Origin of the sequence: Gaoshiqia sediminis, from assembly GCF_025907915.1 — a bacterium.
GTDB lineage: Bacteria > Bacteroidota > Bacteroidia > Bacteroidales > Prolixibacteraceae > Gaoshiqia > Gaoshiqia sediminis.
In genome coordinates, this window is sequence record NZ_JAPAAF010000005.1 from 217,273 (window position 1) to 230,315 (window position 13,043).

15 protein-coding genes are annotated in these 13,043 nt (G+C 44.0%); 9 read left to right on the forward strand and 6 right to left on the reverse strand.

What is annotated here, in order from left to right:
• The first annotated feature begins 2 nt into the window (after positions 1–2).
• From N2K84_RS05905 to prmA, 8 genes are all read left to right on the forward strand, one after another.
• Entirely contained in the window at positions 3–725 is a 723-nt protein-coding gene (locus tag N2K84_RS05905; protein WP_282590863.1) for a rhomboid family intramembrane serine protease, read from the forward strand.
• A gap of 70 nt (positions 726–795) precedes the next feature.
• Positions 796–1,758 (forward strand): transcription antitermination factor NusB, encoded by a 963-nt coding sequence (gene nusB / locus N2K84_RS05910; protein ID WP_282590864.1) that lies wholly within the window; start codon positions 796–798, stop codon positions 1,756–1,758.
• Positions 1,751–2,188, forward strand: a complete 438-nt coding sequence (locus N2K84_RS05915) for a DUF1573 domain-containing protein (protein ID WP_282590865.1) — start codon at positions 1,751–1,753, stop codon at positions 2,186–2,188. Before nusB ends, N2K84_RS05915 begins: the two co-directional genes overlap by 8 nt.
• 12 nt (positions 2,189–2,200) lie before the next feature.
• Positions 2,201–2,515, forward strand: coding sequence for a preprotein translocase subunit YajC (yajC, locus tag N2K84_RS05920; RefSeq protein WP_282590866.1), 315 nt, complete (start codon positions 2,201–2,203; stop codon positions 2,513–2,515).
• Positions 2,516–2,581: 66 nt separating this feature from the next.
• Positions 2,582–3,577: a YbbR-like domain-containing protein gene (locus N2K84_RS05925; protein ID WP_282590867.1), complete on the forward strand. Its 996-nt coding sequence runs from the start codon at positions 2,582–2,584 to the stop codon at positions 3,575–3,577.
• A 1-nt stretch (position 3,578) separates the two neighbouring features.
• Entirely contained in the window at positions 3,579–4,169 is a 591-nt protein-coding gene (gene coaE / locus N2K84_RS05930; protein WP_282590868.1) for a dephospho-CoA kinase, read from the forward strand.
• Complete coding sequence (locus N2K84_RS05935; RefSeq protein WP_282590869.1) at positions 4,162–4,890, forward strand: TerB family tellurite resistance protein; 729 nt, start codon at positions 4,162–4,164, stop codon at positions 4,888–4,890. The genes coaE and N2K84_RS05935 overlap by 8 nt, the downstream gene beginning before the upstream one ends.
• A 24-nt stretch (positions 4,891–4,914) precedes the next feature.
• Positions 4,915–5,745: a 50S ribosomal protein L11 methyltransferase gene (gene prmA, locus N2K84_RS05940; protein ID WP_282590870.1), complete on the forward strand. Its 831-nt coding sequence runs from the start codon at positions 4,915–4,917 to the stop codon at positions 5,743–5,745.
• A gap of 135 nt (positions 5,746–5,880) precedes the next feature.
• On the opposite strand, the gene N2K84_RS05945 is transcribed toward prmA, so the two are convergent.
• The 5 genes from N2K84_RS05945 to N2K84_RS05965 form a co-directional block, all read right to left on the reverse strand.
• On the reverse strand, positions 5,881–7,176 hold the full coding sequence (locus N2K84_RS05945) for a class II aldolase/adducin family protein (protein WP_282590871.1): 1,296 nt from the start codon (positions 7,174–7,176) through the stop codon (positions 5,881–5,883).
• Between the two features lie 51 nt (positions 7,177–7,227).
• On the reverse strand, positions 7,228–8,589 hold the full coding sequence (locus tag N2K84_RS05950; protein ID WP_282590872.1) for an FGGY-family carbohydrate kinase: 1,362 nt from the start codon (positions 8,587–8,589) through the stop codon (positions 7,228–7,230).
• Positions 8,590–8,650: 61 nt separating this feature from the next.
• Complete coding sequence (locus N2K84_RS05955; RefSeq protein ID WP_282590873.1) at positions 8,651–9,919, reverse strand: L-rhamnose isomerase; 1,269 nt, start codon at positions 9,917–9,919, stop codon at positions 8,651–8,653.
• 55 nt (positions 9,920–9,974) lie between these two features.
• Positions 9,975–10,289: an L-rhamnose mutarotase gene (gene rhaM, locus N2K84_RS05960; RefSeq protein WP_282590874.1), complete on the reverse strand. Its 315-nt coding sequence runs from the start codon at positions 10,287–10,289 to the stop codon at positions 9,975–9,977.
• A gap of 12 nt (positions 10,290–10,301) precedes the next feature.
• On the reverse strand, positions 10,302–11,402 hold the full coding sequence (locus tag N2K84_RS05965; protein WP_282590875.1) for an L-rhamnose/proton symporter RhaT: 1,101 nt from the start codon (positions 11,400–11,402) through the stop codon (positions 10,302–10,304).
• 151 nt (positions 11,403–11,553) lie between these two features.
• Here N2K84_RS05965 and N2K84_RS05970 point away from each other — a divergent pair, with 151 nt between their 5' ends.
• The gene (locus N2K84_RS05970; protein ID WP_282590876.1) at positions 11,554–12,417 is read left to right on the forward strand and encodes an AraC family transcriptional regulator; all 864 of its coding nucleotides are present in this window, start codon (positions 11,554–11,556) and stop codon (positions 12,415–12,417) included.
• A gap of 18 nt (positions 12,418–12,435) precedes the next feature.
• Here N2K84_RS05970 and N2K84_RS05975 read toward each other — a convergent pair whose 3' ends face one another.
• On the reverse strand, positions 12,436–12,846 hold the full coding sequence (locus N2K84_RS05975) for a secondary thiamine-phosphate synthase enzyme YjbQ (protein ID WP_282590877.1): 411 nt from the start codon (positions 12,844–12,846) through the stop codon (positions 12,436–12,438).
• Positions 12,847–13,043: the final 197 nt, after the last annotated feature.

The following is a 13,043-nucleotide window of genomic DNA, read 5'->3' on the forward strand; positions in this document are numbered from 1 at the left end:
CGATGCGCCTGTTCAACTACTACCCAAACAAAAGTGAGACAGATGCCCGGCTCGAAAAGAAAATCTTCAAACACAGCATGGTTTTCCCCGGCTTCTTCCTGTTGTGCTTTTGGTTAGTGCTTTTAGTTGAATCAACGCTAGGCTACAATTTCACCCAGTTTGGCATTTTCCCGCATCAACTGAAAGGGCTGAAAGGGATTCTCTTTTCGCCCTTCATTCACAGCGGATTTAAACATCTTTTTGCCAACTCGGTTCCATTCTTTGTTCTGTCGCTGGCCCTATTTTATTTCTATCGCAAACTGGCTTATCGCATTTTCTTTCTTATTTATTTTCTTTCAGGCATTTGCGTTTGGCTGGGCGGACGCGAGGCATGGCATATCGGGGCAAGCGGACTAGTATATGGGCTGGGGGCTTTCCTGTTTTTCAGCGGTATTTTCCGAAACGATGTCCGTTTGCTGACCATTGCCATCATTGTGGTGTTTTTGTACGGCGGCATGTTCTGGGGTATTTTTCCGATTGAACCAACGATCTCTTGGGAAAGCCATTTATGGGGAGCTGCCAGTGGTTTGTTCCTCAGCGTTTTTTATCGTCACCAAGGTCCGCAACGCTCACGTTTTGAGTGGGAAGATGAACCCGATGATGAAGATGCCCTTGTTGCGAACGAAGATGGCGGGACTGCCGATTGGCACGAGAACAAAAATGAGGCTGAGCAGGAAAAAACTTAAACATGTTGAAAAGCACTGAGAGAATTTTCTTAACTTTGCCACCCTCAAAAAGATAACAAGTTCTATAAAAATGATTAGCAGAAGAATTATCCGAATTAAAGTATTACAGGTATTATATGCCTTTTATACGTCGCCGGACAAATCCATTAACAATACCGAAAAAGAACTGTTTTTCAGTATTCAAAAAACGTACGACCTTTATCATTATTTATTCCAACTAGCGGTAGAAATTGCTAATCATGCCAACTCGGTGATCGAGCTACGCAAGAAAAAACACTTTCCCACAGCCGAAGATTTAACGCCAAACACCCGGTTTGTAAACAACCTGCTAATTTATCAGCTTAAAACAAACAATGCACTGAACAAGCAATTGGCCCAATCAAAATTGAGCTGGGAAGACGAGCCTGAGTTGATCAAAAAGCTATACACGGCACTGATCAACACCGATTTCTATGCCGAATATATGTCGGCCAAAGAGCATAGCTACCTGGACGACAAAAAATTGGTCGAACAACTTTTCGGCGAAGTCATCCTGCAATCCGAAGATTTACTCCACCTGCTTGAGGAACAAAGCATTTACTGGAACGATGATATCGATTTTGTGGTTAGCATGATCATCAAAACACTGAAAAAGTTCAAGGAATATTCGCGAGAAGACCTGGCGCTGCTGCCCTTTTTCAAGGATGAAGAAGACCGTGAATTTGCCAAAAACCTTTACCGTAAAACCGTTCTCAACCACGACGAATTAAAAAAGATCGTGGAAGAACACACGGTAAATTGGGATGTGGAGCGGATTGCGGTTATCGACAACCTGATTCTGGAACTGGCGATGGCTGAGTTTCTTTACTTCCCCTCGATTCCTACAAAAGTTACACTGAACGAGTATATCGAGCTTTCGAAATACTACAGCACACAGAAAAGCCGCAACTTCATCAATGGCATCCTCGACAAATCGCTAAAAGCACTAAAAAAAGAAAATCGCGTTATTAAAGCCGGACGCGGACTCATTGGTGAAGAAACTCCGGATGAATAGAACGATAATTCAGATTTTACTTTTATTGCTGGCCTTTGCCTGTCAGAATGCAACACAGAAAAAGCAGGAATCTTCCTCCGAAAATCAAGGGGTGCCAAAATTTGCGTTTCTGCAAGAATTCCATAATTTTGGGACACTGCAGGCCGGAGAAATCGTAGCCTACAGTTTTCAGTTCACCAATACCGGAGACGGTGATTTAATGATTGAAAAGGCAGAGAGCGATTGCGGCTGCATTACGGTGGAATTTCCCCGGGAAGCAATTCAGCCTGGAAAAACGGGTTATGTGGAAGTCATTTTTAACGCGGCCGGTGAAGTTGGGAAGGTGTACAAAGAAATAATCTTATATTCGAACACCGAACCCGACGAAACAAAATTGGCTATTGCAGCAACAGTGCAAAACGAATTGATAAATATCTACAGTAAAAATTAAATAGACTAAAAAATGAATTACTTATTAATGGCCCCGCAACAAGGCGCCGAAGCAAATCCGCTGACATCATTCTTACCACTGATCCTGATTATCGTGGTTTTCTACTTTTTCATGATCCGCCCACAGGTAAAAAGACAAAAAGAACTGAAAAAATTCCGCGAAAGCCTTTCTAAAGGCGACAAGGTGGTAACAACCGGTGGTATTTACGGAAAAGTAGTAGAAATTAAAGACAACTACCTCCTGTTACAGGTTGACGACAATGTAAAATTACGCGTTGACAAAAGTGCAGTGGTGAAGGACATGTCTGATGTACCCCAGCAAAAATAGACCGATCAAATAAGAAATGAGAAAGGGCCGGCATATTAGTCAGCCCTTTTTTTTATCTTTGGCTGCGTGAATTACAAATGGATAAATAGTATTCAGGCTATCTTCAGGTTGCTCCGGATGAAGAATGACCGCAGACTGATCATATATTTGATTTGCGTTGCCATATCCACTATTTTTTGGTTTTTGAATGCCCTGAACAAAGAGTATAGCGTTGAGCTGTACTTCCCGGTGAAATACACCAACCTTCCCAAAAACAAGTTATTGTCCAACACCCCACCCGACCGGTTTTCACTGAAAGTAAATTCGTACGGTTTCACCATACTGCGACACAAATTAAGCCTGGCGTTTTCACCGCTGGTTTTCGATGTCAATGAATTTACCGGAAAACGGATGGAGACAAGCGATCATGCCGAATACGCCATCCCCAGCAAACAATTCATCAACCGGATATCCGAACAGGTAAGCAATGAACTGAGAATAACAGAAATACACCCGGACACCTTGTATTTCAGGTTCGACCGTATTGTTGCCAAAAAAATTGCTATCCAGCCAAACCTAAGTTATGAACTGAAAAAACAACACCTTTTGAGCAGCATCATAACTACCCAGCCCGATTCGGCGATGGTTTGGGGACCGGAAACGGTACTCGACACCCTGCAATTCATTCAAACGAAACACCAGCACTTTAAATCGCTCGACCATACCATTCAGCAGCAGGTTGCCTTGGCGCCAAATAAAAACATGGTGTATGAACCCAACCGCGTGGCGCTGAATATTCCGGTAGAAGAATATACCGAGAAACAACTCATGGTGCCCGTAACTGTCCGTAATTTACCTGACAGTGTACAGGTAAACCTGTTTCCCGATAAGGTGAAAGTGAACTTTTTGATCAGCCTAAACCGTTTCTCCGAAATAAAACCCACCGACTTTCTGATCAGTGTTTCGTTTCAGGATATTCTGAATAAAGTGGAGCTGCTGGATCTAAAGCTCGAATCGCAACCACCCTATTCGTTTTCGGTTTCCTTCTCGCCCGAAAAAGTTGAATATTTGATTGAACAGTAAAATGATGCTCAAAATAGGAATAACAGGAGGCATTGGCAGCGGAAAGTCTACAATTTGCCACTTTTTCAGGCTGCTGGGGGCGCCAATTTTTGAGGCTGATCTGGAAGCAAAAAAAATTATGAACCAATCGCCGGTAATCCGCAGCAACATGCAGATGCTTTTTGGCAAGGACATTTACCTGGCCAATCAGACCATTGACCGAAAAAAACTGGCTGGTTTGATTTTTAATTCGCCACCTTTGCTGGAGAAAGTCAATTCCATCATACACCCCGAGGTGCGAAAATATTTTTTTGAATGGTGCGAAAAACAAAAAGCACCCTACATCGTTCATGAAGCGGCCATCCTGTTCGAAAGCGGTTTTTACCGGATGATGGACCAAACCATTTTGGTGACCGCCCCGCTGGAAGAACGGATTAAAAGGGTGATGGCACGCGAAAATACAAATGAAGAAGATATCCGGAACCGGATTTCGAAACAATGGCCCGATGAAGAAAAAATGAAACTGGCGACATACATATTGAATAACAACAACGAGGAACTGATTCTTCCTCAATTAATTGAATTGGACATTAAATTTAAGACACATGGCTAAATTTGGAAAATGGGTTGCCGGCGGACTGGGATGGGCCTTCTTTGGCCCGATTGGCGGAATTGTTGGATTTGTGGTCGGCTCCATGTTTGAAAATGGAAATCCAGTTACTGCACCCGAAGCCGGACAGGCAACGCGCACCACCACCGGTGGCTACGTGATGAGTTTATTGGTACTGGTGGCCGCCGTAATGAAGGCGGATGGCAAAGTGCTGAAATCAGAGTTGGATTATGTGAAAGCCTTTTTTGTGCGCTCCTTTGGTGCCGCATCGGCGCAGGAGGCCATTAAAATGTTGCGCGATTTGCTAAACCAAACCATTCCGGTGGCCGATATCTGCCACCAAATCCAAAAAAATATGGATTATTCTTCGCGCCTGCAATTGCTCCACTTTCTGTTTGGAATTGCACAAGCCGATGGAAAAGTCGATCCGGTTGAGCTGAATCTGATCGACCATATCGCAAAAAACATGCATATTACCGCCAAAGATTTTGAATCCATCAAATCCATGTTTGTTGCGAATACAGATGCCGCCTACAAAATACTGGAAGTTGAACCATCTGCAACGGATGAAGAAATCAAAAAAGCCTACCGAAAAATGGCCATGAAATATCACCCGGATAAAGTAAGCTACCTGGGCGAGGACTTTCAAAAGGCCGCTCACGAGAAGTTCCAGAAAGTAAACGAAGCTTACGAACAACTCAAAAAAGAACGAAACCTCGTATAATCCTTTCATTGTAACCAAAAAAAGATGCAATACATAAAAGCCTCATTTAAACTAAATCCGGATAACGAAACGAACCGTGAAATAGCAACGGCATTCCTGGCCCAACTCAACTTTGAAAGCTTTGATGAATCGGGAACCGAATTAAATGCGTTCTACCCGGTCGGGAAAGTGACCCCGGAAGATATTCAACAGATTGTGGACGAATTGCCTTTTGAAGTGCATTTTTCGGAAGAAGAAATGCCCGACATAAACTGGAACGAAGAATGGGAGAAAAACTATTTTCAACCGCTGCTGATCGGGAATGAATGTTTGATCCGGGCGCCGTTCCATAAAGATTATCCGGAAGCGCCTTATGAAATCATCATTGAGCCTAACATGGCTTTTGGCACTGGAAACCATGAAACAACTTCGCTCATGATCGAACACCTGATGGAACTGAACCTACACGACCAACTTGTGCTGGATATGGGTTGCGGCACCGGGATACTGGGAATCTTTGCATCGATGCTTGGCTGCAAAAAGGTAACTGCCATCGACATCGACCATTGGGCTTTTGAGGGCACACTCGAAAATTGCCGGCTGAATAACATCACAAATCTTGACGCTTTTATTGGTGACGCAACCTTGCTGGGGAATAAGAAATTCGACTTGATCCTGGCTAATATTCAGAAGAATATAATCCTACAGGACCTGGAAAAATATGTTTCTGTTCTGAATGATGATGGCATTCTGATCGTCAGTGGTTTTTATAAAGATGATTTGGAAGATATCATGGGCAAAGCTTCGGAGCTGTTTTTGCGAAAGCTTTCTATTAAAGAACGGAATAACTGGATAGCCTGTTCGTTTGAAAAATAGCGGTTCAAAAAGGTGGACAGGATTCTCAACCGGAAAATTCCTAAAAAATTTAAAAGGCAAGCTGTTTCAAAACAACTTGCCTTTTTAGCTTAAAATTGAGTTATAATTTGCTGTTATCCGGCGTAACGGAACCGTTTAGCTCAAAAATTTCTTGCGCAAATCTTCTACCTGGTCATCGTTGATTGGCACCAATGCACCTAAAGAAGCCCCCATAACAAGAGATTTCGCGCTAAATTCAGCTACTTCCAATTTATCGAAAGTCCCCAGCAATTTGTCGCCGGTAACAATCACTGAATCGTTGTTTACCAAAACTGCCGGAGTATCTTTTGAAATGGTATTCAGAATGGCTTCTTCACCGGCGAAATGAGAACCAAAAGGCATATTTGGAATATCTTGTAAGAAGATCCAGCTTTCCGGGATTGTGCGTACATCTAATTTCTCACCGGTAACACTGTATGCCATCAAATAAGGCGTTTGTGTTAGGATGATTGAGTTCACATGCGGATTGCGCTTATAGATTTCCTGGTGCAGCCAGGTAGAGCGGCTTGGTATTTTCCCGGGTTCGCGCTTTCCGTCCTTAATTTGCACGATATCTTCGTTTTGCATGTCCCAGCGAGAAACGGTGGGAGGCGTAATCAGAAAATCGTTTCCGCGCCAGCGAACCGAAACCGTTCCATACGAACTGATCATCAGTCCTTGTGCACAGGCCCGGTGTACAATTTTCTTGATTTCTTCGCGAATAGCCCGTTCATCCGAAGGATATTCCACCGATTCCATTTCGGGAAGCAGACGTGGAATTTGGTCTTCAAATTCATCGATTTGCTGATCGGTCAGGTAATTCGGTGTTCCGATGGTATTTCCGTAGATGATGGTCCGGCAGCAAAATTCCAGGGTTTCGAAGCGTTGGAAAGCATCGACCATGTCGGTTCCGCCAACCACCGTTCCATGGTTCTCCATGATCACAGCATTGAACCCTTTCTTAAATTCCTCGGCAATCACATCACCAAGAATCTCACTTCCAGGCAATTCGTAAGGCGCATAGCCAATATCGCCGCAGATGTATTTGGCTTGCGGAATCACATTGGTGTTCGGAATTTGCCGCACGATACTGAACGACACCAGCGCAGGCGGATGCGCATGGATAACCGCCTTGATCTCGGGCCGGCATTCATAAATCGCCCGGTGAAAGGGGTACTCCGACGATGGTTTATGGCGTCCCACAATCGAACCGTCCTTTTTCACGCACATGATATCCGATGGGCGCAGCGAACCTTTGTCGATGGCGGAGGGAGTCACCCAAATGTCGCCGTTTTCATCAATAATAGAAACATTTCCTCCGGAAGTGGTGGTGAGGCCGCTCCGGTAAATTTTGTCGATGATCATCGTGATCTGATCACGCGGATGCATCAATGCAGGGTCTAACTTTCTCATATCTGGTACTAAACTAATAAGGTGTCCTTTTTAACATGGAAGCCCGCTGACCTATTCGCTCCAACGTTTAAGCCCTAAATCCAATTGCGAAAGATTTTTACGGCCAATGGTTCCGGCAATTACCAACGCCGCACCCAGCGCGCTGGCATTATCGATTTCTGATGTATATACTTTTTTATCCGAAAAGTGTTTGGCCAATAGGCGGATAAATATTTCATTCCGGGCAAAACCACCGGAAATATACAGGTTTTGCGTTACATCTTTTTGAGGGATGACCAGTTGAATGGATCTTATACAAAGCTCGGTCAGCTCCATGACCAGTTTCGTATAAGCTTCCTCGTAAGATGTAAAGACTGATAAATCCACTGATTTCAAACCTTCTTCAAAGCTTTCTTTTCCATTTGGAAAGAAAACGGAAGGCTGCTGCGCCAATGAGTTGACGAGCCCTTCGTCATAACTAACGGTTTTAAAACGGCCGGTTTCCACCTGGAAATGCCGGGCCAGTTTTTCGGCCCACACTTCGTGGAAATGCCCCATAAACAAACGGGAAGATTTTACTTGTTGTTTGTCAGGGCTTAGAAAGCAAAGACAATCCTGCTCTAACTGATCAGCAGTCAACGGCTCACTGTTGAACGGGTTCATCGTAATACACCAGGTTCCGGTTGACAACAGGATAAAAGGTTCATCGCTGCCTTTCAGGTACGGCACCAGCGATGCCGAGCTATCGTGGATGCCGGTTCCCACCAATACTTTTTTACCCCTGATTTCGCTTTCAAAAACGACATCATTGGTCACCGGCTGTGGTAATTCAATGTTTTGATCTTTGATCCAAGGATGATAAGCCATGTTATCGTAATCCCACATAAACGTGTGGCAGCCAATGGAAGTTGGTTCCGAAACGACTTTTCCGCACAACGAATACGACAAATACTGCGGAAAATGCAGAATGGACCGGGCCTTATCAAATACATCCGCTTTTTCCAGTTTCAGCCACAAGATCTGGATCCCCGAGTTTAGCAGCAATCCCAGGGCCGGGCTGGCTGTGCGGCGGCAAAATTCATCTTTACCTCCATACCTGCTAAACAAATCTTCGGCAATTGCTTCCGGAACCTGCTTCAGGTAATTGTACACCGGCGTCAATCGTTCTCCGTCTTTATCCAAAAACATCAGCGACGCGCCATACGTTGAAAAGTTCGCTGCTATCAGTCCATAATTGTTTCCGGCAACCAACGCGCTTAATTCCTGCTCAATCCAGGCGGTAATCAGGTCGATATCATCACATTCAAAACCATCTTCATCCGAAATGACAGGAAACTTCTGCTCCTGCTGAAAAACCACCTGCATGTTTTCATCAAAAAGAAGTAGTTTTTTATTGGTTTTCCCAATGTCGAAAACAGCAATTACTTTTTTCATAACCAGTAGAAAAAAAACGAAAGACAGTCTTTGAGGAACTGTCTTTCGTTTTAGTTTATAATTATCGTTTGCTTAAAACGTCTTTTTCGTATTGCTGAATTTCAGCAATATAATCTATACCAACAGGAACATTTTCCTGCAGACAGTAATAATCCCACACAGCAGCGAAAGGCATGGTTTTCAATTCTTCCAACATAGCCAAACGCTCAAAGTTTTGTCCTGCTTCTTCCAACTCAATCAATGATTTTGTTGGTTCCAACATGGCAATCAGGAATGCTTTTTGTGCAGCACGGGTACCAACCACATAAGCACCAATCCGGTTAATGGAAGCATCGAAGAAGTCTAACCCAACTTTCACGCGGCTCATAAAATCGTTGCGTACAATTTCCGAGGCGATCAACTGAATTTCTTCGTTCAGGGTAACCACATGGTCAGAGTCCCAGCGAATAGGTCGTGTTACGTGCAACAGCACTTCATCGACATACAGCAGGCACGACGAAATTTTATCGCCAACAACTTCTGTCGGATGGAAATGACCATTGTCCAAACAAATCATTTTATTGTTTTTCATGGCATATCCCATGTAAAACTCATGCGAACCGACAGTCATCGCTTCAGCACCAATACCGAATACTTTACTTTCAACAGCATCTTTCATGTATTCTTTCGGGTAATCAACAGCCATTGCTTCATCCAATGATTTCATCAGGATTTTACGGTAGCCATTACGATCAACCGGCACATCTTTTGAACCATCCGGAATCCAGGTATTGTGCACACAAGGCGTTCCTAATTGTTTACCCATTTCGGCGGCGATTGCACGACAACGAGCAACGTGTTCCACCCAGAATTTGCGATTTTCCTCGTTTTTGCTGGCCAGCGTGAACCCATCAGCTGCTTTCGGGTGCGAGAAGCAGGAAGCATTGAAATCCATCCCAATACCCTGCGATTTGCACCAGTCAATCCAGCTCTGGAAGTGTTTCACTTGGATTTGGTCACGATCCACCAATTCACCCTGAAAATCACCGTAGATAGCATGCAAATTCAGGCGTTGTTTCCCTGGAAGAAGTGCCAGTACTTTTTCAAGGTCGGCACGAACATCGGCAATCGATTTTGCTTTGCCCGGATAGTTTCCGGTTGCCTGAATGCCACCGCCCGACAAAGTCGCGTCAGGTGTTTCAAAACCACCTACATCGTCGGTTTGCCAGCAATGTAACGAGATAGCCAATTCACTCATTTTTTTCAAAACCGCATCCGTATCAACGCCCAGCGCAGCATACTGTTCTTTTGCAATTTCGTAAGCTTTTTTGATTAGTTCTGTCTTGCTCATTTTTATTGATTTTTAGATTTTGATTTTTAAAACCTGGAATTTGTAACTTGAAACGTTACTCCATATAAAACACTTCCTCCAGCGCAATACTGACCGGAGAATTATCCGGATTGGTTTTCATGATATCGGCCATGTAGGCCCACCATTTCTGAACAATGGCTGTTTTGCCGAGGTCTTGCGAACCACCTTCACCGCTCACTTTCTGAAAGGCAAACAAGGTGTTGGTTTCTTCATCCAGAAAGATGGAATACTCGCTGACCCCAGCGTCTTTCAAAAGCTTTTTCAGTTCGGGCCAGATCTGATCGTGCCGCTTTTTATATTCGGCTTTTTGACCTTCATTCAGGTACATTTTAAAAGCTAAACGATTCATACTGTTTGTGTTTTAATTTAAGAAATCGCTTTTAGCAATACCCATGATAATTATAGATAATAAAATCAGACCAATTCCAAGAAAAATGGTAGAACGAGTCTTGCTGGAAACGCCAGCCCACTCTTTTCGATAAAATCCCCAGAAGTTAGCCGTAAGAATAATCGTTGACATGTGTAAAATCCAGGAACTGGCACCATTGCCAATTTTTGTTTCACCCATTCCGTAAAAGAAAAATTGAAGAAACCAAGTTGTCCCGGCTAATGCACAAAGCAGATAGTTTTTAAGCAATGGAGTCGATGAGTCAACAAAGTCGCCTCCGGTTTTATTTTTAACAATAAGCGCAACCGACCAAATCAAATTGGTCGTTAACCCACCCCAAAGAATAACTAAGAAAATGATATTGTTCTCAAACAGGTAGGTACCATCGCTAACAAATGGAAAATTATTTGTTACAGCAATTTCACGAACGGCCTCTCCCATCTGCTTACCGGCATCGATTCCAAAACTGAAAAAGGCACTTAAAACACCGGAGATCCCGGCGATAATTAAACCTTTTGTCAATTTAAACTCGGTATTAACGCCATCTTTATGGCCCACAAGATCATTGTCTTTCATGAGACCGGCCTTGCCGCAAAGGACAATGCCAATCATCAGCACAAGAATACCGAACAAGATCACACGGCCGCTGGAGCTTGCCAACATACCGGTAAACGAATCACCTGCTGGTAAAACTTCAGCTAAATTACCGACATCGCGAAGAATTGGCAATCCTAACGACCCCACCAACGAGGTAATTCCAAGTAGGACCGAATTACCAAGCGACATTCCCAGGTAGCGAATACCTAAGCCGTAGGTCAGTCCTCCAATTCCCCAAAGAACGCCTAGGATATAGGTCAAACGTACGACGGAAGAATCAGCGGCTGATAAAACGCCCTGCCATCCCGGAGTCGTTAACAACACAGCGATAAATGGCATAATAAGCCATGAAAAAAGTCCGCCAACAATCCAATAGACCTCCCAACGCCATTTCTTTACAACGTTATATGGCATGTACCAGCTTCCGGATGAAGCACCACCGAGGGAGTGAAAGATAATTCCTAAAATAGTTTGCATAGTTTAAATTGATTGATCAGGTTCTACGACGATTATTTAATACTTTTGGTCTGATTCTATTTCATTAAGTCGAATCAAAAGTAGCTTGTAAAAGAGCTTTTATCAATACACAATTTGGCAGATTATTTGCACTTTTTGAGCCTGATTTTGGATGACAGACTTTTTAAAATACCTGACCCCCGGCGAACGCGATAAAGAATGGGGCATTTTTCTGAACGTGGCCGGCTCGTCGCTGGTAGCACCCTCCAGTGTTTACCCGTCGCCGCAACACCCCACCGGTTACCATTTCAATTGGGAGCAAGGCCGTTATCTGAACGAATATCAGCTGAATTACATTACTGAAGGGAAAGGGGTACTGGAAAACGAAAACGGACGATTTCAAATAAAACCGGGCAGCATCCTGGTCACCTCTCCCAATGTATGGCACCGGTACAAACCACTGCTCAAAACCGGATGGAAGGAACAATACATCGGGTTTAACGGACAAATTGCTGCTCAATTTTTGGCACATCCGTTATTCTCGCCGCAACAACCGGTTATCAACATTGGCATCCGCGAAGAAATTCTCGACACCTATTTGAAAATTTTCGATTTGGTGAAGGAAGAAAAGCCCGGTTTTCAGCAAATTGCTGCAGGCATGGTGATTAAATTGCTGGGCTACCTGCTTTCGTTCGAAATGCAGAAAGAATTTACAGGGAAACGCATTGCCACCATCATCGAGGAAGCCCGGTTTAAGATGCGCGCCGGGGTTGACAAAGCCATCGACCTGGAAGAGATCGCCCGTGAACATCATATTGGCTACTCGTATTTCCGCAAAATGTTTAAAAGCTACACCGGCGTGGCGCCACACCAATACCATTTGGAATTGAAGATTATGCGCGCCAAGGAGCTGTTGCTTTCAACGGATAAAAGCATCAAAGAAATTAGTTTTGAATTAGGCTTTCAGTCCATACATTATTTCAGCCGCATATTTAAAAATAAAACCGGTATTAGCCCGGGTGAGTTCCGGAAATAAACGGGATTTCCTTTCGTATTAACTGTAAACCGTCAGCACCAACCTGCGCGAACCACCATAGTTACGGAATTCGCAAAAATAGATGCCCTGCCAGGTACCCAAATTCAGGCGACCACGAGTGATGGGAATGGTCATCTCGGCGCCAACGACCGACGATTTCAGGTGGGCAGGCATATCGTCATCGCCTTCGTAGGTATGCGTGTAAACCGGATGATTTTCCGGGATCATCACATTCATAAACGATTCAAAATCGTGTCGCACCGAGGGATCGGCATTTTCATTCAGCGTGATACCAGCCGAAGTATGTTTCACCAGAATGTGCAGCAGCCCAGTTTCGGGTAAATCAGGCAACTCGCGTTCAATCAGCGATGTAATTAAATGATAGCCTCTTCTAAAATTTGGCAATGAGATCTCCTTTTGTTTAATCATAGCTCACAAAATTCGTTGAAACCAGACTGTTATTTACCCAGAAAATCGGAAAACGCGTTGTAATTCCCCCGGCTCTGTTGAGCTTGCTGCATATCGTGCTGCTGTTGCTGCCATTGCACGGCCATATCCGACAAAACCGGGTCGGCGTGTTTAAAGAACATTTTATACGACGTGCAGAAACGGGGTTTCCGGTGGTC